The sequence below is a fragment of the Thalassospira sp. UBA1131 genome (assembly GCF_002311515.1).
GTDB lineage: Bacteria > Pseudomonadota > Alphaproteobacteria > Rhodospirillales > Thalassospiraceae > Thalassospira.
Genome location: NZ_DCAO01000012.1, coordinates 4327 through 26659, shown reverse-complemented (window position 1 = coordinate 26659; position 22333 = coordinate 4327). Strand labels below are relative to the sequence as shown.

Genomic DNA, 22333 nt, shown 5'->3' with positions numbered 1-22333 from the left:
AGAAACAGAATGATTTCAAACATGAACCAAACGGTAATGGATTGGCCAGAAGGACTGGATTGCAATAGCTTTTCCGGGGTGGCCCGGCTTGCGAATGCGTCTTCACGTGGGGCACAGGCCGCCGAAATTCTTGACCGGCACCGGCTACTTGATTGTTTGGCGGTGTATGAGCCCGAGGTTGTCGGGACCTTGCCGCTTGCGATTGATACCCCAGATTCTGACATTGATATCCTGTGCAACGCCCCTGATTTGATGGTGTTTTCTGAATTTTCAGACCGGGCGTTTGGTCATTTTGATGGGTATTGTCTTCACAAGCGTCCTGCAACCAGCCATGTCGCGGCAGCACTGGTTGTCCGATTTGAGTGTGACGGGCTGCCTGTCGAAATCTTTGCCGCCGATTGTCCGACACGCTCGCAGTTCGGTTTTGTTCATATGCTGGTTGAGGCGCGGATACTATTTGTGATGGGCGATGAATTTGCCAGTCAGGTGAGGGCGCTGAAGCAAGCCGGAACCAAGACCGAACCGGCCTTTGCCAAGCTTTTGGGTTTGTCTGGAGATCCCTATATCAAGCTGGCGGAGCTTGTCAGCCTTTCGCCACCACAGCTTTGCCAACGGCTTGGTGTTGGTGGAAACTAGGTGCCCTCGGTCACCGGATCACCGATGGTGATTGTGCCACCCGCGATCACGCGACAGGTCACACCACCCCGCCAGTCTGGTCTCAAAGCCTCTTGCAGTCCCATGGCAACCGCATCCATGCGATTGCAGGGGTCTGTTTCGCCGGTAATTTCAAACACCACGTCACCGATTGAAAGTTTGCTGCCTTTGCTGCGTGGCAAGGCAATCCCGCGCACAAAAAGGTTGGCACGGCGTTCGGTCCAGTGAATGTCATCTCGACCGATTTCGTGGCATGCCGCCTGCCAGTCTTCTTCGGCCAGAATAGTGATCTGACGTCGGCGCAGCTTGCCGCGAAAATCCCTGTCGATGCCACGTTCAGTTGTGACTGAAACGCTTTCAAGGCTTTCCATCGCGGCGCGCGGGCGTGCCTTGCGCGCGATACCTACAAGTTCGGCTTTATCGACCATTCAGGTTTTCCATTGACCGGAGATCACCCAGCGACCTGCAAAGTTTTCCGGCACCAGAATGGTCTGGCGCGGCGTGCCACTTTCATCAAGATCAGGGTAATCGGTGGTGTAATGCAGCCCCCGGCTTTCACGCCGCCACAGGGCAGATTGAATGATCAGCTTGGCAACCACCGACAGGTTACGCAGTTCGAGAAGGTCATTGGTGACACGGAAATTGCCGTAATATTCATCGATTTCCGATAGCAGCAAATCAACACGGTGCTGAGCGCGTTGCATGCGCTTGGTGGTGCGCACAATGCCGACAAAGTCCCACATCACGTTGCGCAGCTGTTCCCAGTTATGAGCAACAATGACTTCTTCGTCGGAATCCGTGATGCCGGTTTCATCCCAGTCCGGGATCGGTTTGAAAAGATCCTCGACCGGCAGGGCTTCGATAATGTCCTTTGCCGCGGCCTCGCCAAACACAAGGCATTCCAGAAGAGAGTTCGATGCCAGTCGGTTCGCACCATGCAAACCGGTGCCGGCACATTCACCGATGGCATAAAGCCCGGTCAGATCGGTGCGCCCGCGCAGATCGGTCAGAACCCCGCCGCAGGTATAATGGGCCGCCGGAACAACCGGGATCGGTTGCTGGGTCATGTCGATGCCGTAGCTTAGACAATTTTCATAGATGGTCGGGAAGTGTTCCTTGATGAAATCTGTCCCCTTGTGGGTGATATCAAGGTAAACACAATCCGCACCCAGACGTTTGAGTTCATGGTCAATCGCGCGCGCGACAATATCACGCGGGGCCAGTTCGCCACGTTCATCAAACCGGTCCATGAAGCGTGTGCCATCAGGCAGCAAAAGCTTGCCGCCTTCGCCACGTACGGCCTCGGAAATCAGGAAAGATTTGGCTTGCGGATGATACAGGCACGTCGGATGGAACTGGCTGAATTCCATATTCATCACCCGGCAACCCGCACGCCATGCCATGGCGATACCATCGCCCGTTGACCCGTCCGGATTGGAGGTGAACCGGTAAACCTTACTCGCCCCGCCGGTGGCAAGGATCACGGTGCGCGCATTGAATGACTTGACCTTTCCGGTACCAAGATCAAGCGCATAGGCCCCGATGCAACGGCGGCCTTCACCACCGAACTTGCGATCGGTCACCAGATCAATCGCCAGATAGTTTTCAAAAACATCAATGTTCGGATGATTGACCGCCTGCCCCTGAAGCGTCGTCTGAACCGCACGCCCGGTGGCATCTGCCGCGTGCACAATGCGCCGATGACTGTGACCGCCTTCGCGGGTCAGGTGGAACGGCTGATTGTTATCCCCATTGGGGTCGCGGGTCAGTTGAATGCCAAGTTCGTCAAGCCAGGCAATCGCCTTTGGCGCATTGGTGGCGACGAATTCGACGGTTTCGCGTTTGCAAAGGTCGGCCCCTGCCACCAGCGTATCACGAACGTGGTTTTCGATGCTGTCGGCGGCATCAAGAACGGCGGCAATACCGCCTTGTGCCCAGTTGGTCGATCCATCATCGATCTTTCCCTTGGAAAGAACGGCGACTTTTACATGCGGGGCAAGTTTGAGTGCCGTTGACAAACCGGCAGCACCACTACCGATAATAAGCACATCATACTGGAAAGAATTTTCGGACATTTTTTCCCATCGCTTTCGGGCGGTGCCAGATGGCGGAAACTGGCGCGGTGGCGTCAACATCGGGCTCCGAACAGAGGCGCAGAATAGGACTGCTTTTCTTCAATCTCAAACATATTTGTCTGAAATGGTGTGATGATTTCTGTCCGCCTGTGTCAGATTTATTGCGCGTTGCTTGCAAATGGCCGCCAAGCAGACAGATTAGAAAGGACCACCCAGCACCAACCAGGGGAGTTTGCTGTGGGCAATTCTGCGCGCAAGGAGACGGTTTATCGCGGTGGATGTCATTGCGGCGATGTCCGTTATGAAGTTCACGGGCCGGTTGACGATGCGGTAATGTGTCACTGCGAACTGTGTCGCAAGCTGCACGGACATGTCAGCTCTTATGCCCGCTTTGACCGCCATCATCTGAAACTGGCCAAGGATGACGGGCTGCGGTGGTATCGCATGTCCGATAAAACCGATCGCGGATTTTGCAAGGAATGCGGCACCGCCCTGTTCTGGCGCCCTGTGCGCAACGACAATATGGCACTGATGCCCGGAACTCTTGATGATACGAAGGGTATGACCACTGTCGGGCAGATTTATTGCGCGGATAAAGGGGATTATTATCCGCTCGATCCGGCAATTCCCCAACATGATCAATCAGACAAGGCCGACAATGCTGCCGTTGCCGATCAATCCTGATCGGTAACGCCGGGCACCTTCATCCAAGTCAGTTCGTGCTTGTTGTTGTACAGATGCACGACCTTTGATCCGGGGATATCGGCAAACTGGGTGATCGCGGAATAGTCCGTATCGCCCTGCAATTTGATGGTGCAGATGAAATTGGTCGCCATCCCGGCATCCATCCACTGATTGACCAGCGTAAACAGGCGATCCGGATAGCAAATCACGTCCGAGCAAAGCCAATCAATATAGCCGATTTCTTCCGGATTCAGGCCAAAGGCGCTTTCCTGTCGGAAATCAACGCGGGGCAGATTGGCGATCTTGGCATCTAGGCGGGCCTTGTCGATGGAAATGACGTCGGTACCAAATTCATGCAAAACCCAGGTCCAGCCGCCCGGGCTTCCGCCCAGATCCATGGTGCGATCGCCGGCCTGCGGATAGGCACCAAGCCGGGTGAATGCCTCCCACAGTTTAAGGTAGGCGCGGTTTGGCGGGGTTACCTTGTCTTCTTCAAACTCGACCTCGCCGTTTTTCCACGGGCTGGAACAATCGGCCGATGCAATGATTGTATCGGGATCAATCAGCGTCCATGACCCAAGCGGTGCGGTCGGGGCCGGTTCACCAAATACCTGACGCTTGGCCGAAACATGGGGCAGGTGCCCTTCGATCAGCTTGGCGCGCGAAAAATGGTCGAACTTGAAAAGCGCCCAGTTGCGCTGATTGAACTTCAGGATTTTGGCCGCACCCTTGATCGACGGGATGGCAATGCGCACCGGATTGCGCCAGACATTCTGCGCCCAGAATACACGCCGCTCCGGACCGGGGGCGAACATCAACCGGTCATGGCGTTCAATGACGTCGCCAAGTTCGGCTTCAAGTTGATCCTCAAAGCCGACAGGGGCGAGGTAGCCGGTGGCATCCATCGGCTCGATTACGGCATCAACGCCGTCCGGGGTATCGAATGTCTGTGTGTTTTCCATCATGGGCCTGCTTTTACGCCGTTTTGACCCAATAAAAAAGCGGGAAAGCTGCATGACAGCTTTCCCGCCCGTGATTGTCGAGAAGTAAGACGACAGATCAGAATTTGTCAGCCTGAACCAGACCGTCGATCAGGATAACCTTGGTCGGATCGCCCTTGATGCCAAAGTCATTGTCGTTGATCATCGCAAGTGCACCGTCGCCCATGATGGCAAGGCCTTCAAGCTTGTTCGGGGCTTCCGGGTAGTCCGCGCTGTCAAAACGAAGTGTCTTCGAAACCGGGGTGAGATTGATGCTGCCAAGATCGTTTTGCTGTTCCAAAGTCGGGCTGGTCGACATGTCATCCCAGCGGGTGGCAAGGATATTGGTCGCCCCTTTAAGTTTGACTTCATGCAGCTTCGTGGTCTTGTCAGTGCGTTCAAGCACCAGAAGACGGTCATTGCCAAGGGCCAGGACCTCGGAAATACGCGGTGCGTTCTGTTTCTTGGACGGATCGTTGCGGAAGCTCTGTGGATCATCCAGCTGATAGATATATTCACCGCTCAGTTTGGACACTGCGCGATCATAAACGAACAGGCGGGTGTTCTTGGCCGCCTTGTAGGCATCGGCATTCGGGTTGGCCAGCGGGTTCTGAACCATGAAGTAAAGCTTGGCTTCGTCTGGCGATATCGCCATGGATTCAATGCCGCGGTTGGTCTGACGTTTGACCAGAATGGCCGGAAGGCCACCGGTGACTTTATAAGCCGAACCTTCGAAATCCTTTTCCGAACCAGCCGGAACGATGCGTTCGATAACGGTGCCGTCCGCCGACGCATGCAGTATCGACGGGCCGTTTTCTTCACCAATCCAGTAGGACCCGTCAGATAAACGAATAATGCCTTCGGCATCGATCGAGGACACCGACTGTTCAAGCGGATTGCCATTGGCATCGACCGGCTTTTCGGTTTTCGCCACTGTCAACTTGTTGGTCAGGCCGGTCAACGGCACACCATTTTGATCTTTCAGCGTAATGACGTCCTTGACGTCAAAGCTGCCATCATCATTCAGGAAGATGGTGTAGATCGAGGGCGAATAATCTGGGGTCGGATAAACGCGGACTTTCTGGCCCTTGCAAACCTGATCGGCAGAAACACCAAGGACGGCTTCAACATCGCCACAGACAAAGTTCGGGCCACGGTCAGAAACGGCATAGAACATGTTGGCCGGATCGCCTGGGCGGCGGTATGCGCCGGAACCAAAGCCGACGGTAAGCGCGCGTGCCTTGCCGCCGTTAACCGTGACGGTTGAAAGGTTGTTGATCGCGCTTTTGGTTTCAAAAACCTTGGCTTCGCCTGCCATGGCAGAACCCGCCATCAACATGGCGGTAACACCGAAAAGACCGGCTGCAAACGTCCGTTTCATCACTGGGAATTCCCCGAAAAATTTCACAAAAACACTTAAGCTCAAGCCCGCAATGTTCGGGCGAACTGTGTTCCTGTTCACATTAAGGGTTCTGTGTGACAGTTTGTTTGCACTTGAGCGTCGCTTTGATGAAACAAATCAGATGTTTGGCCAAGTTTGGAATGTACTACTTCCAGAAATCCTCGCGCCGGACCGTGAAGGTTTCCGAAACGCTGGCATATTCCTGATAGCCAAGCCGCGCAAGCGGTTCAAACAGTGTGATATCAACCATGCCATCGCGAATGATGTCATCATCAATATGCAGGCCAACGACGGTTCCGATCACCATCGCACACGGGCGATCCGGATTGGCGCTTGGCAGATCGACAATCTGGAACACTTCGCATTCCATATGGATCGGCACACCCTTGATCAAATGCGGTTTGACGCATTTTGCCGGCAGCTTTTCCAGCCCGGCATATTCAAACTCATCTTCGCCCGGCGGCAACGGGGCCGAGGAAAAATTAAGTTCTTTCAGCATCGCCTTCGGCGCAACGCCAACAACAAACTCGCCAGTATCGCGCGCATTGCGCAAACTGTCGACCGACCCGCCCGACGAAAACATCACCATCGGCGGATTGCCATGCACCGCATTGAAAAATGAATAAGGCGCAAGGTTGGCCCGGCCTTCTTTATCGAGTGTCGATACCCAGCCAATCGGACGCGGCGCCACACAGGCCTTGAACGGATCATGTGGAAGATTGTGGGCGGTTTTTCCGGGCTCGTAAAACATCGGGACGTCCGTTCTGGTTGGCGGTGTCTTTTATCCGACTGCAAAAAGCAATCAGATCACTTGATCATGCGTCATATTTCATTGTCCCGGCGCGTATTCGTGTTCGCGTACATGATCCGGGCGGTCTGCCAGATGCAGGCGTGTTTGGGCCATCGGTGTTTCGGCGATGATCTTGCCCCGGCGAATAACGAACAGGCGGTTGGCGCGCATGCGGATGGCCTCGATGGTGTCGCGGGCCTGCAGGATGACGAAATCGGCATTGTTGCCGACTTCAATCCCATAACCTTCAAGGCCCATGATCTTGGCGGGTTCTGTGGTGACCGCATCAAAACACGCGCGGATATCATCGCGCGACGTCATCTGGGCGACATGCAGCCCCATGGATGCAACCTCAAGCATGTCGCCAGAACCCATCGAATACCAGGGATCCATCACGCAATCATGACCGAATGCAACAGTGAGCCCGGCCTTGCGCAATTCCGGCACGCGTGTCATGCCGCGACGCTTGGGATAGGTGTCATGACGGCCCTGAAGGGTGATGTTGATCAGCGGGTTGGCAATGGCGGAAACTTTCGCCTCTGCCATCAGGGCGATCAGCTTTGAAACGTAATAATTATCCATGGAGTGCATGGATGTCAGGTGCGAGCCAGCCACCCGGCTCTGAAGCCCGAAACGTTGGGTTTCATAGGTCAGCATTTCGATGTGACGCGACAGCGGATCATCAGATTCATCGCAATGCATATCGACCATAAGCCCACGGTCCGCCGCCATTTCGCAAAGTTCTTTGATGCTTTGTGCACCATCGGCCATGGTGCGTTCGAAATGCGGAATGCCGCCCACAACATCGACACCCTTGTCCAGCGCACGGATGGTGTTTTCCTTGGCGGTCGGGCTGCGCAAATAACCATCCTGCGGGAAGGCCACCAGTTGCAGATCGATATAGGGTGCGACCTGTTTCTTGACTTCCAGCAACGCATCAACCGCCAGCAATCGATCATCGCAAACATCGACATGGGTGCGGATTGCAAGCAGGCCCTTTGATACGGCCAGATCGCAATATTTAAGTGCGCGCTCAATCACCGCTTCGGGGGTCAGAAGCGGTTTAAGCTCCCCCCACAACGCGATGCCTTCAAGCAACGTGCCCGACTCATTCATGCGCGGCAGACCCAGTGACAGTGTCGCATCCATGTGGAAATGGCTGTCGACAAAGGGGGGGCTGACCAGCATGCCACCACAATCAAGCACCTCGACCGAGGGCACATCGATATGTTCGGCAATCTCGATGATCTTGCCGTTCTGACACGCGATATCCACACCGGTTGGGCCATTGGCGATATTGGCGTTTTTCAGGATCAGATCGGGTTGCATGATGTCATCCTTGGTCTGGTGGTGGCAGTCATAGTTGGGGTGCAGTGCTTAACGTTGTCCCTTGAACCATGGCACAAGAAGCGCCTTGGGGTAATCGGCTTTGCGGGCGACAACAATAAGCGCAATGATCGACAGGATATAGGGCATCATCAGGAAGACCTGCGATGGCAGGAATGCGCCGACCTCGGTCTGCAGGCGGACCTGAAACGCATCAAACGCGCCAAACAGTAACGCCCCTATCAGTGCCTTACCCGGTCGCCAGCTGGCAAACACGGTCAGCGCAATACAGACCCAGCCACGGCCATTGATCATGCCGAAGAAGAACGCATCAAAGGCCGACATGGTCAGAAACGCCCCGCCCAATGCCATCAGCGATGAACCGACAACGACCGCCCCAATGCGAAGGCCATAAACCGAAAGTCCCTGTGCCTCGACCGAGGACGGGTTGTCGCCAACCGCACGGATCGCAAGACCAAGCGGTGTGCGATACAAAACCCAGCCGGTGACAAACACCAGAACAAGGGCGAGCATTGTCATGGCCGTTTGCGAAAACAGCGCCTGACCGATGAAGGGCAGGTCTGAAAGAAACGGGATATCAAGCGGACGGAACGGTTCGATCCGCGGCGGGGACGAAACATCGGGCAATGCGGTGCGATAGGTGAAATATGACAGGCTGGTGGCAAGCAACGTCACCCCGATGCCCGACACATGCTGGCTGAGCCCCAGCGGCACGGTCAGGATCGCATGGATCAGGCCAAAGAAGCCCCCGGCAAGGGCGGCAACCAGCACACCACCCCAAAGCCCGGCACCCAGCCACACGGCCATCCAGCCGGCCATGGCACCGGCGGTAAAGATGCCCTCGATCCCGAGGTTAAGCACACCGGCGCGTTCGCAAATCAATGCGCCCAACACGCCAAAGATCAGCGGGGTCGCAATGCGAATGGCGGCTTCCCAGAAGCTGGCGGCAAGAAGAATATCAATGATTTCCATGGTCTTTCCCCTCAGCCCTGCGCCGATTTGCGATCAAAGTGAACCCTAAACCGGGTCAGGAACCCGCCGATCAAAACGCACAGCAACGCCATGGCAACGATCAGATCGGCCAGATAGCTTGAAACGCCAATCGCGCGGCTCATGGAATCTGCACCGACAAAGACCGATGCAACAAACAACGCCGATGCAATGACGCCAATCGGTGAAAGGCGTGCGAGCATGGCCACCACGATCCCGGCATAGCCATATCCGGGCGAAAGGTCAGTTGCCAGATAGCCACGCGTTCCGGCCACTTCCGATACCCCGGCAAGCCCCGCCAAACCACCCGACAGGGCGGCAACAAGGATCATGGTTTTGGTCACCGAAATGCCCGAAAATCTGGCAGCAGCGGCATTTTCCCCAACGGCACGAATTTCAAAACCCCAGACCGTGCGTTTGACGAAAATCGCCAGTGCGACGGCCGAAACCAGTGCGATGAGAAGCCCGATATGCACCCGCATGCGTTCCAGAAGGGCCGGGAATGCCGCACTATCAATGATCGGTTCGGACTGTGGCCAGCCCATCGACATCGGGTCTTTCAGCGCCCCTTCAAGCATCATCTGCACGAACAGCAACACGATAAAGTTCAAAAGAAGGGTGGTGACCACTTCATCGACACCAAGGCGGGTCTTCAAAAGCGTCGGACCAATTAGCATCAGCGCACCAACAGCCATGCCAGCAATAATCACGACCGGGATCATTACCCAGCTTGGCCCGTCAATCACCCCCGAACCGACGGCAACGGCGGCCATGGCCCCCATGTAAAGCTGGCCTTCGGCGCCAATGTTCCAAAGCTTGGCCCGGAATGCGATGGCCGCCGCAAGCCCGGTCAGGATCAGCGGCGTTGCACGGGTGAGCATTTCCGAGGTCGAGAAGACGGAGCCAAAGGCACCACTGATCATAAGCCCATAGGCCTCAACGATCGGCGCACCGGCAAGGGCAAGTGGAATGGCGGCTAGAAGTATGGCAATCGTCGCAGCCAGAACCGGCACGCCATAAACAAGAAGCGGGCCGGGATTGCTGCGGGGTTCAAAGCGGATCATGCCGTTTCTCCCGGATTGGTGGTCGTCGTGGCAGGAGGGGCATCGGGGGCATGCGGGGCGGCTTTTTGTCCGGCCATCATCAGGCCAAGTTCGGACCGATCAATGCTGTCGGTTGGCATGGCAGGCGTTATGTGCCCGGCATGGATCACCGCGATCTGATCGGAAATGGTCAAAAGTTCATCAAGGTCTTCGGAAATCAGGATCACGGCGGCCCCGCCCTGGCGGGCTTCCAGCAAGCGACGATGGACTTCGGATTGCGCGCCGACATCAAGGCCACGTGATGGCTGATTGGCAAGGATCAGCTTGGGCGACTTTTCCAGAACACGCGCCAGGATCAGTTTCTGTATGTTACCACCTGACAAAAGGCGCGCCGGGGCATCGGGACCCGGGCAGCGCACATCATAATCGGCAATCGCATGTTCAGCACGTTTGCGGATGGCTTCAAAATCAAGGAAACCGAGTTTCTGGTATTCCGCGCTTCGGACATCCTCAATCGCGATGTTTTCGGCCACCGTCATTGATCCGACCATGCCATCGTGATGGCGGTCTTCTGGGATGCGTGCGATGCCGTTCTGCGCGAAGGTGTGGGCGTCAAACTTGGTGACTTTTTCGCCAAATATTTCGACTGTGCCGCTATCGGGTTTATCAAGCCCGGCGATCAATTGCGCCAGCGCCGCCTGTCCATTGCCCGATACCCCGGCAATGCCAAGAATTTCACCTTCGCGGGCGGTGACATTCACCCCATGCAGGGACCGACGGGAATCCCCGCGATCAATGGTGACATCGGCAAGGGTGATGACGGGCTTTCCGGGCGTGCGCGCTGTACGGCGGCTGGCGGGAACTTCGCGACCGACCATCAGTTCGGCGATGGATTTGTGGTTCGCATCGCTGGTTTTCATTTCGCCAACCTTTGCACCGCCGCGCAGCACCGCAATCCGGTGCGATACGGCAAGAACTTCAGCCAGCTTGTGGGCGATGATGATCACCGCAAGGCCGGTTGCGGCAAGTTTGCGCAGAATGGCAAACAGGCTGTCGGCTTCCTGCGGTGTCAGAACGGCGGTGGGTTCATCAAGAACCAGAAGCCGTGCATTGCGATAAAGCGCCTTGAGGATTTCCACGCGCTGCTTTTCGCCAACAGTCAGTTTGTGCACTGGCTGATCCAGATCGACGTTAAGTCCGGATCCGGCCATCAGTTCAGCAAGCTTTGCGCGTGCGCTGCTGCGATCACGACGGAGCCTGAAAATCGGTTCGGTGCCAAGGACGATGTTATCAAGCCCGGTCAGGTTTTCGGCCAACGTGAAATGCTGGTGAACCATGCCGATCCCGGCATCAAGGGCTGCCTGCGGAGCGCCCGGTTCAAGCTGCTCAAGGTTACCATCGCGACCAGCAACCGTAACGGTGCCCTCGTCTGCGACATAGTGACCGAACAGGATGTTCATTAATGTGGTTTTACCTGCACCGTTTTCACCAAGCAGGGCGACGATTTCGCCCTTGTGAACGGTCAGGTCGATGGCGTTATTGGCAACGAGTTGGCCAAATCTTTTGGTGACACCTGCCAGCGACAGCAGCAGGTCTTGCGACGTTTCAGAGGATGTGTGCGCAGCAGATGACATTCGGGTAATCCGTTTTGTTTTTATGCGTCACGCTGTGGGGCAGTGGGCGGCTTTGTGGTGGGTATCATGTCGTAAATGACAAAGGGCAGTTCGATTGTTTAACCGAACTGCCCAGTGATTTCAGCGAAATCTTACATTGATGATTTCGGTTCTTCGTCGTTTACGTCGACCGTGAAGGACCCATCAAGGATTTCAGCCTGTTTGGCTTCGACTTCTTCAACCGTGCCGTCCGGCAGCAGTGCCGGATCGAGAACGACAGAACCGCCGCCATATTCCATGTAGCTGAACTTGCCGTAATCTTCGGCCTTGAATTCACCGGCTTTGACCGCCTCGATCGCGTGGTCAATGGTGGCTTCCATGTGCCAAAGTGCGGAACCCAGAATGGTGCCCGGATAATCAGCCGCGGTGTCGATTACGTTGCCAACGGCCAGAATGCCGCGTTCCTTGGCGGCATCGGAAACGCCAAAGCGTTCGGCATACATTATGTCCGCACCGCTATCGATCATGGCAAAGGCTGCTTCTTTTGCCTTGGGCGGGTCATACCAGCTGTTGATGAAGGTCACCATGAACTCGACATCCGGATTGACCGATTTCGCACCAGCCATGAAGGCATGCATCAAACGGTTCACTTCCGGGATTGCAAAACCGCCAACCATGCCGATCTTGTTGGTTTCGGTCGCCTTACCAGCCGCCATGCCGACAAGGTAGCTCGGCTCGTGGATGAAGTTATCAAAGACCGAGAAGTTTTCCCCGTCCGGTGCAAAGCTTGACCCCATCAGGAACGCGGTTTCCGGATAGTCGGCCGCAACTTTGCGCGCAGCACGCTCAACACCGAATACTTCACCAACGATCAGGTCGGAACCGTTTTCGGCATATTCGCGCATGACGCGCTCATAGTCGGTGTTGGCGACGTTTTCGGAAAACTCATAGGAAATGTCGCCGCGTGCTTCGGCGGCATTAAGCGCCTTGTGAATGCGCGATACCCACTGCTGTTCGACCGGAACAGTGTAGATTGCCGAAACCTTGAGCGGATCGGCGGCCTCGGCCGGTGCACCAAAGCCGAACGATACGACGGCGGCTGCGCCAGCGATGGCCGACAGCATGGCACGACGCGATAGGCGGAAAGTACCAGACTTCATTTTTGTCCCCCTGCGGATTTATTGCCGTTATGCGAAACTCAACCTTTTGCATAGATTGTGGGCAGATTGTATACGCGATCACAAAAGAGGCAAAGCACCTTCTGTCCAAATGGTCAGTTTTCCACTCTTTGGTGTAAGTATTTGGGAATGCACGGGGTTTGGGGTGAGTTAACGCGTGCAATTGGCGGGTTTCTGCGCAGCCAAAAGGTGATCGGTGGATATCCCGGTGCCGATTGGTGCTGTTTCGCGCAGGCCCGATACCCGAGTCCTAGCTGTATCAACCGCATTTGTGACCATGCGGTAGCAGGGGCAAAATCTTCCGGTTTTTCGGGCATAGCGGTTAAGATTGTCTAAACAGGTGACGCACTTTCTAACACAATGCGAATCCTTGAAAAATTTCGGAGTCGGTTAACTCTTTCATTAACTATTTCGGTTGATGCTTTCATCAAGATTTCAAGGGGGAACCTAGAAGGCATCATGACAAAAAAGACATCTTTACCACTTGATCAGGTGATGGTTGGCGATTGCATCGAGCTGATGAACAGCCTGCCGGAAAAATCCGTCGATCTGATTTTTGCCGATCCGCCCTATAACCTTCAGCTTGGCGGCGATCTTCTGCGCCCGAACAATTCCAAGGTCGACGCTGTTGACGATCATTGGGATCAGTTCGACAGCTTCCGTCACTATGACGAGTTCACGCGTGACTGGCTGACGGCGGCGCGCCGCGTGCTTAAGGACACCGGTGCGATCTGGGTGATCGGTTCGTATCACAACATTTATCGTGTTGGTAATATGCTCCAGGATATCGGGTATTGGATCCTCAACGATATCGTCTGGCGCAAAACCAACCCGATGCCGAACTTCCGCGGCAAGCGTTTCTGCAACGCGCACGAGACCCTTTTGTGGTGCTCCAAAAGCGAAGAGCAAAAGGCCATCACCTTTAACTACGAAGCGATGAAGCAGCTTAATGAAGGCCTGCAGATGCGCTCTGACTGGTTGATGCCGATCTGCTCTGGCTCGGAACGTCTTAAGGATGACAAGGGTAAAAAGGTCCATCCGACCCAGAAGCCCGAAGCGCTTTTACAGCGTGTTCTGATGGCGACCACCCGTCAGGGTGATGTGGTGCTTGATCCGTTCTTTGGCACCGGTACCACCGGTGCAGCCGCACGTCGTTTGGGTCGTCACTTCATCGGTCTGGAACGCGAAGAAAGCTATGCCGAAGCCGCGCGTGAGCGTATTTCCAAGGTTCAGATGCTGGATGGCGACAGCCTTGAGCTGACCGAGTCGAAGCGTTCCCTGCCGCGTATCCCGTTTGGTGCGGTGATCGAACGTGGCCTGCTTTCGCCGGGTGACAAGATCTATGACAACCGGGGCAATGTGGCCGCCATGGTGCGTGCTGACGGCTCGATCAGTCACAAGGACAATGCCGGTTCGATCCATCAGATCGGTGCCCACGTTCAGGGCGCACAGGCTTGTAATGGTTGGACTTATTGGCATTACAAGTGCGATGGCCGACTGGTTTCGATCGACAATCTTCGCAGTCAGCTGCGTAAGGAAATGGGTCAGGTCCCCGCCTGATCCAAGCCGCAAAACTCCGGCTAAATCCTTGATGCCCAAAAGAACCGGCGTGGTTGCAAAACCCGCCGGTTTTGCTTTTGCGCAAAATTCTTGTTATATTCCGATCATCAAACTTATCCGCAAGGATAGATGGAGAAGAATATGCAAGCAGGTGCAGTAGGGGGTGCAGCATACGCACCCAACCCGGTACAAATTCAGCAGGCAGCCGCGCCAATTGCTGAAACCGGTAACAACGACCTGAATTCACCGCCGACACAGCGGATCGAGCAAGCAGCAGAAACCGAAACGTCGCAGCAGGCAGCCCCGACCCCGACAGAGGGCCGTGGACAGGTGATCGATATTTATGCCTGATCGCGCCGCGCGAAGTTCAAAAAACAAAAGGCCCGTGGTTCCGAACACGGGCCTTTTTAATTGCGGTGCTTTCATTCGGCACAGCTATTTACTTCAGGCGGGCCCGTATTTCAGGGCATGACGGACGATCTTTTTCATTACAGTCGGCAGGGCAAAGTCCGAAAGCCCGTCAATGGTTGTCCAGCTGCCGTCAAGTTTATCGGCCTCACTAGAGGGTAGGGTCGCGGCCAGCACGCTGACATTGAGATGAAAATGAGTGAAGGTGTGGCCAACCGTACCGTCAAGTTCCGACCAGTTGGCGGAAACCGGTGCCTCGGACAACATCACATCATCGGGCGCCTCAATCGCGCGCCAGTCACTACCGGGCACTTCATACAAACCGCCCAGCAATCCCTTTTCCGGGCGGCGACGCACCAGAATGCGGCCATCATCTTCGCGCCGGATCCAAAACGCATAGCCAACCCGGGTTGGTTTGGGTTCCTTTTTGCGTTTCTTGGGAAGGTCGGGCGCGATGCCTGATTTGCGGCCTTCACAATCGGCTTGCCATGGGCAAATGCCGCACGCGGGATTGCGCGGTGTGCAGACCGTCGCCCCCAGATCCATCAATGCCTGAGCATAATCGCCCGGGCGGTCGGATGGGGTTAGGGCAGCCGACTTTTCCTTGATTTCCGGTTTGACGTCGGGCAACGGCGTTTCCAGCGCAAACAGGCGTGAAATCACCCGTTCGATATTACCATCCACCGGGCTTGCATGGCGGTTAAAGGCAATGGCGGCAACCGCGCAGGCGGTATAGGGGCCAATACCGGGCAGTTTCAGCAACCCTTCCTCGGTATCGGGGAAAACGCCATCATATTCCGATGCGACAACCTTGGCGCATTTGTGCAGGTTGCGGGCACGCGCGTAATATCCCAGCCCCTGCCAGGCATGCAAAACATCATCAAGTTCGGCATTGGCAAGATCAGTCACGGTCGGCCAGCGTTTCAGAAAGGCAGTAAAATATGGCCCAACCGTTTGCACGGTGGTTTGTTGCAACATGATTTCGCTGAGCCAGACGTGATATGGATCTGGCGTATCGCCGGGTTCTGATCGCCAGGGCAGGGTGCGATGATGGCGGTCGTACCATTCCAGCATGCTTGCTGCGAGGCGTTGGGTATCCTGATGGGTGAAATGCACGTCGATCCCGTGTTATGTTGTTTTGCGGACGCAGAGTTTTGGTCCGAAGGTATGCAGACCCTACGAAAGAAGCGGGCGTGAGCAAGAAAAAAGATAGTGTTGGTACGAAAAGTGGCTCGGTGATGGATCAGGCATCCAAATCTGTTGCGCCCAAAAAGAAGCAGGGCTTTGTCCCGCCGGTTAGCTCGGAACGTAGGATGGGCCTGCGTAATGTTGCACCGCTTGTTGGCAACCTGACCCGGCCGCTGGTGCGCAAGCGCGGCTTTTTCCAAACGGAAATCATCCTGCATTGGGCCGAGATCGTGGGACGTGATCTTGAACAATACACCATGCCGCTGAAATACAGCCCGCCGCCCAAGGAAAGCATGGCCGGTGGTACGTTGCTGATCCGTGTTGTCGGGCCGGTCGCCCTTGAGCTGCAACACCGCATGCCGCAAATCATCGAACGGGTGAACAGTTATTTTGGCTATCGGGCGATCAACAAGATCACGATGCTTCAGGGCGATATTTCAAGGCCCGAACGTACCGTTCACCGCCCGACCGAGGTGCCCGAAGCCGACATCAGTCCAACCAGTCAGGCCGACCTCGAAAAGATCGAAGATCCGCACCTTCGCGAAGTTCTGACCCGCCTTGGTCGTCACATCGCCGGTGCAAGCGGCGGTTTGCGCCCGAAAACAGGCAAGAAATAACGCCCGAACGACCGTAACCCTTGGCATTTGATAACTTGCCCAGCAGTCACGATCTGTTGTCTTGCGCGTCGTCGATAATCGAATCAGTTTCATGAAATGAACGATCACGGAGTTGCCGCAATTGCGCACCACTTTGGCGACTCGTTGGTGGCATAGCCGTTTTCGGGGGTGTGTTGACTCGCGCGCTGCAACAGGCTTGTAATCACAAAACTTTGTTTTAACGGAGGTTTCCTTGCTAAAGGCAGTTAAGTTTCTTGCTTGTGCGTTTTTGATGATGGTTGGGGTCGCAAGCACCCAACAGGCACAGGCAGTTGAATGGAAAGAACATGTGCTGGGCGACAAAAATGCGCCGGTCACGATGATTGAATATGCATCTTTGACCTGCCCGCATTGTGCGTCCTTCCACACCGAGGTTCTGCCTGAGATCAAGGAAAAGCTGATTGATACCGGCAAACTGAAACTGATCTTCCGCGACTATCCGCTGGATGGTGTTGCGCTGCGTGCGGCCGCAATCGCACAGTGCGCGGGCGAAGATCGTTATTTCGGTGTGCTTGGCATGCTGTTCAAATCCCAGATGACCTGGGCGCGTTCGCAGGACCCGATTGCCAGCATCAAGGAAGTGGTTCGTTTTGCCGGCATGACCGGTGATGCGGTTGATGCCTGCATGGCCGATCAGGAACTGATTGATGGTATCGTCGGCTCACGCATGCGCGGCGAACAGGAATTCAACGTTAATTCCACACCAAGCTTCGTTCTTGATGGCGACACCATTGCCGGTTCGCGTGACGCGGAATTCTTTATCGAAAAAGTCGAAGACCTTATCGACTAAATAAAACAATTCTGCCGGACACCGCATGTGTGGTGTCCGGCAACAAGGGACAGGGTCGGACCGGGGGACATGATTGGTCCAGTTTAAATCGCTAAAGCTGACGGGGTTCAAATCCTTCGTCGATTCAACAGATTTATTGGTTGAAGACGGGCTGACTGGTGTTGTCGGCCCGAACGGCTGTGGCAAATCCAATCTTGTCGAAGCATTGCGTTGGGTGATGGGCGAAACATCGGCCAAGCAGATGCGTGGTTCGGACATGTCGGACGTGATTTTTGGCGGCACATCGTCGCGTCCGGCGCGCAACGTCGCCGAAGTATCCGTCACCCTTGATAATAGCGAGCGCAAGGCGCCCGCGATGTTCAACGACTTCGACATGCTTGAAGTCACCCGCCGCATTGAACGTGGCGGTGGGTCGAACTATCGCGTGAATGGCAAGGATGTTCGTGCGCGTGATGTGCAATTGCTGTTTGCCGATGCCGCGACCGGTGCGCGGTCAAATGCCATGGTTTCCCAAGGTAAAATTGGTGCATTGATCGGGGCCAAACCGATCCAGCGTCGCCTGATCCTTGAAGAGGCCGCCGGCATTACCGGCCTGCATTCACGCCGCCACGAGGCGGAATTGCGCCTTAAGAACGCCGAACAAAATATGGAACGTCTTGAAGACGTTCTTTTGCAGCTTGATGGCCAGATTGCTTCCCTGCAAAAACAGGCAAGACAGGCCGAACGGTATCGCAAACTTTCCGAAAGTGTCCGCGAGACAGAGGCGTTGTTGTTCCACATCCGCTGGTCCGAAGCCCAAAAACGCCAGGAAGATGCACGTGAATTGCTGGTCGCGGGCGAAAGTGCGGTACGTGACCTGACCTCATCGGTGACCGAGGCGACCACGGTTCAGGCCCATGTGGCCGCAAGCCTGCCCGATCTTCGCAAGAAAGAGGCCGAGGCCGCCGCCGCCCTTCAACGTCTTTTGATCGAGCGCGAAGGTCTTGATAAGGACAAGGCCCAGATCGAAACCCAGATGGGCCAATTGCGTGCCCGTATTCAGCAGATCGATACCGACCTTGCGCGTGAGGCCGAATTGGCAAGTGATGCGCAAGGCGCGCTTGAAAAGCTCAAGAACGAGCGAGAAGAACTCCGCGAGGCCCAAGGCGGCGAAGATGACGCCCTTGATGAAGCCCGCGAAATGGCATCCGAAAAGGCGCTTCGCGTCGAAGAACTGGAAGCCGACGTCGATCAAATGACCAACAAGGTCGCCGAGGAAGAGGCACGCCTCAAATCGGTGCAACAGCGTCTCAGTGAACTTAATGCCCGCCGTGCGCGCCTGACCGAACGCCATGACGAGGCCGTCGCCAAGCTTGATGATATCCGGATTGAGGCCGACTTTTCCGAGGCGCTTGAAGAAGCAAGCATGCATCTTGAAGAGTGCGAGGAACTGGTCGAACAGCGCAAAATGGCCGTCGAAGAAGCAGAGATGCGCTTGGCCGAAATGCGTGACCGTGAAGATGGTCTGAAAACCGCCGAAAGTGATGCACGCGATGCCCTGCGTGATGCCGAAAGCCGCAAGGCGCGCCTGACCGCCGAGATCGATGCACTTGAAAGCCTGCTGCGTGGCGGTGACGATGATAAATATCCCGGCGTGATCGAAAACATCACTGTGCAAAGCGGCTTTGAACTTGCCATGGCAGCCGCCCTTGGTGAAGACCTTGATGCCCCGGATGCAACCGATGCCGCAATGCATTGGGCTGCAATTGACCCGGCGACCGATGATCCGGCCCTGCCCGACGGGGTAACGGCCCTTGCCAAATATGTCGAGGCACCCGCGCTTTTGAACCGGCGTCTGTGGCAGATCGGCATTGTTGAAGACGAAGCAACCGGTAACTTCCTTGCCAAAAACCTCAAGGTCGGTCAGCGCCTTGTGTCGCGCGACGGGGCGCTTTGGCGTTGGGATGGCTATCGCATTCTGGCCGGGGCGGAACTTCCCGCCGCGGTCCGTCTGCGCCAGCGTAACCGACTTGATGAATTGCGCGGCGAGCTTGAAGAAGCCGATGCGGTGGTCGAAGCCGCAAGCGAGCGCGCCGAGATCGCCAGCGAAAATGTCGAACGCCTTGATGAAGAAATCGAGGCAGCCCGAACGGCCGAACAGGAAGCACACCGTGCGGTGCGCGATGCTGAAAACGCGGCGTCATCTGCACGTGAAGAAATCGCCAATATCAAACGCGATGCCAGCGCGATTGAAAGCCGCCTTCAGAACGCCGAAGAGGCCGAAAAACGCGCCAAGCAGGACCTTGATGAACTGATTGCCGAACAGGAAGAGCTTGCAGCCCTGCCAGAGGAAAGCAGCGAGGGCCTGATGGAAATCAAGGCAGAGTTGATTGAGAAACGCGCCAATCTGGCCGATGCGCGTGCGGACCATATGGAAGCCCGCAGTCAGCTTGAACGCATGCAAAGCACCATGTCGGGCCGGCGCAAGCGCCTTGAATTCGTTGAAAACGAAATTGCCACCTGGAATGAACGTGCATCGGGTGCCGGTGAACGGGTTGCCGAACTGCGCGAACGCCAGGAAGAGGCCCGCATGGAGATCGAGGAGCTTGAACTCAAGCCCGAAGAGATCGAAGAACGCCGTGCCATTCTTTCTGATCGGATCGAACTTTCCGATCAAACCCGCAAGGATGCCGCTGATGAATTGCAGCGCGCCGAAAATGCTCAGCGGGAAGCGGATATCAACCTGCGCGAAGCCGAACAGAAACTGGCCGAAGCCCGCGAAGGTCGTGTGCGGTGTGAAGCGCTGCTTGAGCAAGCCGAACAGCATCGTCGCGATTTGATCGAACGTATCCGCGAACGCGTCAATGCGGCGCCGGATCAGTTGGTTGAGCTTGGCAAGATTGACCTGACCAAGGACCTGCCAAGCGAAGGCGACATCGAAGCCCGTCTGCAACGCCAGACCCGCGAACGCGAAAACCTTGGTGCGGTTAACCTGCGTGCCGAGGTCGAACTGGCCGAGATGCAGGAACAGAAAGACACCATGGTGTCTGAACGCGATGATTTGATTGCTGCCATTGAAAAACTGCGCAATGGCATCAACCAGCTCAACCGCGAAGCCCGTGCCCGTTTGAAAGCGGCCTTTGACGAGGTGGACAAGCATTTCCAGCAACTGTTTGTCCGCCTGTTTGGCGGCGGCGGTGCGCATCTGATGTTGACTGATGCGGATGATCCGCTTGAAGCCGGACTTGAGATCATGGCATCCCCGCCGGGCAAAAAGCTTCAGCATCTGTCGCTTCTGTCAGGTGGGGAACAGGCGCTGACGGCTGTGGCGCTTCTGTTTGCGGTCTTCCTGACCAATCCGGCCCCGATCTGCGTCCTTGACGAGGTTGACGCCCCTCTTGATGACGCCAACGTTGACCGGTTCTGCAAGCTGTTGGAGGCCATTGGCCGTCATGCCAATACCCGCTTCCTGGTCATCACCCACCACCGTATGACCATGGCCCGCATGAACCGTCTGTTTGGGGTGACCATGGCCGAACGCGGTGTTTCGTCCCTGGTCTCGGTCGACCTGCATCAGGCAGAAGTCTATTCCAAGAAAGAACAGACCGAGCTCGACTTCACCAGCTAATACGTGCCGCTTATTAAGCAATCCATTAATAAACTGATAGGGTACGCGATGTTACACATCATTGAAACTCAATGATGGTGAAGGCCGAATGTCCCAGAAAGTGCGCGAGCTTTACGAACAGTTTCCCTATCCGTTGCGCGATCCAGGGCAGGAAAAAGACCGCCTGTTAATGCCGCCGATCGATACCCTGTCACGGGTCAATCATTACTGTTTTGGCGGGACAAGGGAATTTGATGCCACCTTCCGCGCGCTGGTTGCCGGTGGCGGCACCGGGGATTCGATGATCTGGCTGGCGGAACAGTTGCGCGATGTCGGTGGATCGGTGACCTACCTTGAACCGTCCGCGGCCAGTACCAAGGTCGCCCGTGCCCGGGCCGAGGCACGCGGTCTTTCAAATGTCACCTACGTCAATCAGACCATCTCTGAATTTGCCAAATCCAAGCCTGAGCCATTTGATTACATCAATTGTGCCGGTGTCTTGCACCATCTTGAAGACCCGGAAGAAGGCCTGCGGGATCTGACATCGGTGCTTAAGGCCGATGGTGCGATGGGCATCATGGTGTATGGCGAACATGGGCGTCTTGCCGTGACCGAGTGGCGCAAAATGATCGAGCCATTGCTGGAAGGCAAAGATCTCCAGCAGCAGTTGGCCATGACGCGGACATTGCTATCGGCCCTGCCCGAAGACAACATGCTGCTTAAAATGGGCGGTGGTCCGGGCTTTATCAAAGGGTTGCTTGAAAACGATCCGGAAATCGTTGATTTGCTGCTTCATCCCGTTGAATGCGCATATGATGTGAACGGGGTCTATGATTTCGCGTCTTCTGCGGGCCTTCATGTTGCGGCCTATACGGGCTTCTTCGGGTTTGGTGGAACCGGCAAGGCCCATTACAAGATCGACAATCTTGTGCGCGATCCGGCCATTCTGCGCGAATTGGCGGCCAAGCCGCTTCGCGATCAGCAGGCCTTTTGCGAACGGTTCAGTGGCGCGATGCCGCTTCATGCATTCTACCTGACCCGTGAAGACAAAGGCCAAACTGCCGAAATGCTGCCAGATGCCGAACTGGCACCTTACTTCTTCGTCCCGCCCAACAAGACCTTCTTTGATGATCTGGTGGCACTCGCCGGACAACCTGTTCTGATCGAAGACGGCAGTGGCAATGCAGTTGACCTGACCGGTGGACCGGATCTGGCCCGCTTGCTGGCGGTCTTTGATGGCAAAAAGACGGTTGCAGAACTTGTCGCCATTCTGCGCGATGAAATTCTTGATACCCAGCCGATTGATATGAACTCGATTGCGATCAATACATTGGGGGCTGTGTGGGCGCTGTTTCACAAGTTCGATTGGATGTTGTCATCCAAGCCGGG

Annotated in this window: 19 protein-coding genes; 8 read left to right on the top strand and 11 right to left on the bottom strand. The window is 55.7% G+C overall.

Features of this window, described 5'->3' with window-relative positions; all coding sequences use genetic code 11:
• Nucleotides 1-36 precede the first annotated feature (36 nt).
• The gene (locus B3Z49_RS01655; protein ID WP_296987824.1) at nt 37-636 is read left to right on the top strand and encodes a DUF4269 domain-containing protein; all 600 of its coding nucleotides are present in this window, start codon (nt 37-39) and stop codon (nt 634-636) included.
• Here the strand turns inward: B3Z49_RS01655 and B3Z49_RS01650 are convergent.
• Both B3Z49_RS01650 and nadB read right to left on the bottom strand, forming a co-directional pair.
• Nucleotides 633-1082 (bottom strand): MOSC domain-containing protein, encoded by a 450-nt coding sequence (locus B3Z49_RS01650; protein WP_296987823.1) that lies wholly within the window; start codon nt 1080-1082, stop codon nt 633-635. The genes B3Z49_RS01655 and B3Z49_RS01650 overlap by 4 nt on opposite strands.
• Nucleotides 1083-2729 (bottom strand): L-aspartate oxidase, encoded by a 1647-nt coding sequence (gene nadB, locus B3Z49_RS01645; protein WP_252724045.1) that lies wholly within the window; start codon nt 2727-2729, stop codon nt 1083-1085.
• A gap of 237 nt (nt 2730-2966) precedes the next feature.
• Here nadB and B3Z49_RS01640 point away from each other — a divergent pair, with 237 nt between their 5' ends.
• Nucleotides 2967-3413 (top strand): GFA family protein, encoded by a 447-nt coding sequence (locus tag B3Z49_RS01640; protein WP_296987822.1) that lies wholly within the window; start codon nt 2967-2969, stop codon nt 3411-3413.
• Here the strand turns inward: B3Z49_RS01640 and B3Z49_RS01635 are convergent.
• The 8 genes from B3Z49_RS01635 to B3Z49_RS01600 form a co-directional block, all read right to left on the bottom strand.
• Nucleotides 3404-4378, bottom strand: a complete 975-nt coding sequence (locus B3Z49_RS01635; protein ID WP_369813536.1) for an SAM-dependent methyltransferase — start codon at nt 4376-4378, stop codon at nt 3404-3406. The two genes, B3Z49_RS01640 and B3Z49_RS01635, sit on opposite strands and share 10 nt — an antisense overlap.
• A gap of 94 nt (nt 4379-4472) precedes the next feature.
• A complete protein-coding gene (locus B3Z49_RS01630) occupies nt 4473-5774 on the bottom strand; it encodes an esterase-like activity of phytase family protein (RefSeq protein ID WP_296987820.1) in 1302 nt (433 codons plus the stop codon).
• A 166-nt stretch (nt 5775-5940) separates the two neighbouring features.
• Nucleotides 5941-6546 (bottom strand): flavin reductase family protein, encoded by a 606-nt coding sequence (locus B3Z49_RS01625; protein ID WP_064781151.1) that lies wholly within the window; start codon nt 6544-6546, stop codon nt 5941-5943.
• 78 nt (nt 6547-6624) lie between these two features.
• Nucleotides 6625-7914: an amidohydrolase family protein gene (locus B3Z49_RS01620; protein ID WP_296987818.1), complete on the bottom strand. Its 1290-nt coding sequence runs from the start codon at nt 7912-7914 to the stop codon at nt 6625-6627.
• Nucleotides 7915-7962: 48 nt separating this feature from the next.
• Entirely contained in the window at nt 7963-8904 is a 942-nt protein-coding gene (locus B3Z49_RS01615) for an ABC transporter permease (RefSeq protein ID WP_062955907.1), read from the bottom strand.
• 11 nt (nt 8905-8915) lie between these two features.
• The gene (locus B3Z49_RS01610; RefSeq protein WP_296987816.1) at nt 8916-9986 is read right to left on the bottom strand and encodes an ABC transporter permease; all 1071 of its coding nucleotides are present in this window, start codon (nt 9984-9986) and stop codon (nt 8916-8918) included.
• Nucleotides 9983-11599 carry an ABC transporter ATP-binding protein gene (locus tag B3Z49_RS01605; protein ID WP_296987814.1) on the bottom strand — a complete coding sequence of 539 codons (1617 nt, stop codon included), beginning with the start codon at nt 11597-11599 and terminating at the stop codon, nt 9983-9985. Before B3Z49_RS01605 ends, B3Z49_RS01610 begins: the two co-directional genes overlap by 4 nt.
• 131 nt (nt 11600-11730) lie before the next feature.
• Nucleotides 11731-12738 carry a BMP family protein gene (locus tag B3Z49_RS01600; protein WP_064781148.1) on the bottom strand — a complete coding sequence of 336 codons (1008 nt, stop codon included), beginning with the start codon at nt 12736-12738 and terminating at the stop codon, nt 11731-11733.
• A 477-nt stretch (nt 12739-13215) separates the two neighbouring features.
• Between B3Z49_RS01600 and B3Z49_RS01595 the strand changes: the two genes are divergently transcribed.
• Together B3Z49_RS01595 and B3Z49_RS01590 are read left to right on the top strand one after the other, a co-directional pair.
• Nucleotides 13216-14316, top strand: coding sequence for a site-specific DNA-methyltransferase (locus B3Z49_RS01595; protein WP_063089153.1), 1101 nt, complete (start codon nt 13216-13218; stop codon nt 14314-14316).
• Nucleotides 14317-14457: 141 nt separating this feature from the next.
• Nucleotides 14458-14667, top strand: coding sequence for a hypothetical protein (locus B3Z49_RS01590; protein ID WP_232308412.1), 210 nt, complete (start codon nt 14458-14460; stop codon nt 14665-14667).
• Nucleotides 14668-14760: 93 nt separating this feature from the next.
• Here the strand turns inward: B3Z49_RS01590 and mutY are convergent, their stop codons facing one another.
• Nucleotides 14761-15840 carry an A/G-specific adenine glycosylase gene (gene mutY, locus B3Z49_RS01585; protein WP_296987807.1) on the bottom strand — a complete coding sequence of 360 codons (1080 nt, stop codon included), beginning with the start codon at nt 15838-15840 and terminating at the stop codon, nt 14761-14763.
• 77 nt (nt 15841-15917) lie between these two features.
• Between mutY and B3Z49_RS01580 the strand changes: the two genes are divergently transcribed.
• The 4 genes from B3Z49_RS01580 to B3Z49_RS01565 all read left to right on the top strand — a co-directional run.
• Nucleotides 15918-16529 carry a DUF721 domain-containing protein gene (locus B3Z49_RS01580; RefSeq protein WP_296987805.1) on the top strand — a complete coding sequence of 204 codons (612 nt, stop codon included), beginning with the start codon at nt 15918-15920 and terminating at the stop codon, nt 16527-16529.
• Between the two features lie 232 nt (nt 16530-16761).
• Complete coding sequence (locus tag B3Z49_RS01575; protein WP_296987802.1) at nt 16762-17358, top strand: DsbA family protein; 597 nt, start codon at nt 16762-16764, stop codon at nt 17356-17358.
• Between the two features lie 73 nt (nt 17359-17431).
• The gene (smc, locus tag B3Z49_RS01570; RefSeq protein WP_296987800.1) at nt 17432-20965 is read left to right on the top strand and encodes a chromosome segregation protein SMC; all 3534 of its coding nucleotides are present in this window, start codon (nt 17432-17434) and stop codon (nt 20963-20965) included.
• Nucleotides 20966-21053: 88 nt separating this feature from the next.
• Nucleotides 21054-22333 (top strand): class I SAM-dependent methyltransferase (locus B3Z49_RS01565; protein WP_296987799.1); only part of this gene is annotated, 1280 nt, incomplete at its 3' end.